Annotated in this window: 2 tRNA genes and 1 rRNA gene; all 3 read right to left on the bottom strand. The window is 52.6% G+C overall.

The features are described 5' to 3' along the window. Nucleotides 1-150: 150 nt before the first annotated feature. Nucleotides 151-226, bottom strand: a tRNA-Ala gene (locus ACCC94_RS29830). Nucleotides 227-255: 29 nt separating this feature from the next. Next, nucleotides 256-332: transfer RNA gene (locus tag ACCC94_RS29825), tRNA-Ile, on the bottom strand. Nucleotides 333-483: 151 nt separating this feature from the next. Beyond that, nucleotides 484-967: ribosomal RNA gene (locus ACCC94_RS29820) — 16S ribosomal RNA — on the bottom strand; the annotation flags it as partial.

Genomic DNA, 967 nt, shown 5'->3' with positions numbered 1-967 from the left:
TTACCTTGACTTGAATAATCACCAGTGAAAGAGATTATTCAGTCTACTTCTATCACATACCCAAATTTTTAAAGAACGGTTCTGGCACAAAGACCAGACATCAATGTTCGTTCAACCTGAACATTCATGTCTGAGCTTTCGACGATTTAATGGTGGAGCCAAGGAGGATCGAACTCCTGACCTCCTGCGTGCAAAGCAGGCGCTCTCCCAGCTGAGCTATGGCCCCTTATCGGATCAGCAGCACACCACAACAATTGGTGGGTCTGGGCAGATTCGAACTGCCGACCTCACCCTTATCAGGGGTGCGCTCTAACCAACTGAGCTACAGACCCAATCGTTCGGGCTTTGGCAGCTTGTCGACCTCACCCGCTCTCTATCCAAGAGCCGGGGGCGCGCTCAAACCAACCGAGCAGCAAACCTATCGTCTAACCAGTGAATCAAGCAATTCGTGTGGGAGCTTATGAAGAAGCTGAGATCTTCGATTAAGGAGGTGATCCAGCCGCAGGTTCCCCTACGGCTACCTTGTTACGACTTCACCCCAGTCATGAATCACTCCGTGGTAACCGTCCCCCTTGCGGTTAGACTAGCTACTTCTGGAGCAACCCACTCCCATGGTGTGACGGGCGGTGTGTACAAGGCCCGGGAACGTATTCACCGTGACATTCTGATTCACGATTACTAGCGATTCCGACTTCACGCAGTCGAGTTGCAGACTGCGATCCGGACTACGATCGGTTTTATGGGATTAGCTCCACCTCGCGGCTTGGCAACCCTCTGTACCGACCATTGTAGCACGTGTGTAGCCCTGGCCGTAAGGGCCATGATGACTTGACGTCATCCCCACCTTCCTCCGGTTTGTCACCGGCAGTCTCCTTAGAGTGCCCACCATAACGTGCTGGTAACTAAGGACAAGGGTTGCGCTCGTTACGGGACTTAACCCAACATCTCACGACACGAGCTGACGACA

Source organism: Pseudomonas sp. Pseusp97 (assembly GCF_047304025.1).
Lineage (GTDB): Bacteria > Pseudomonadota > Gammaproteobacteria > Pseudomonadales > Pseudomonadaceae > Pseudomonas.
Note: the sequence above shows the minus strand (reverse complement) of the source record. Positions and strands in the feature narration are given on the sequence as shown.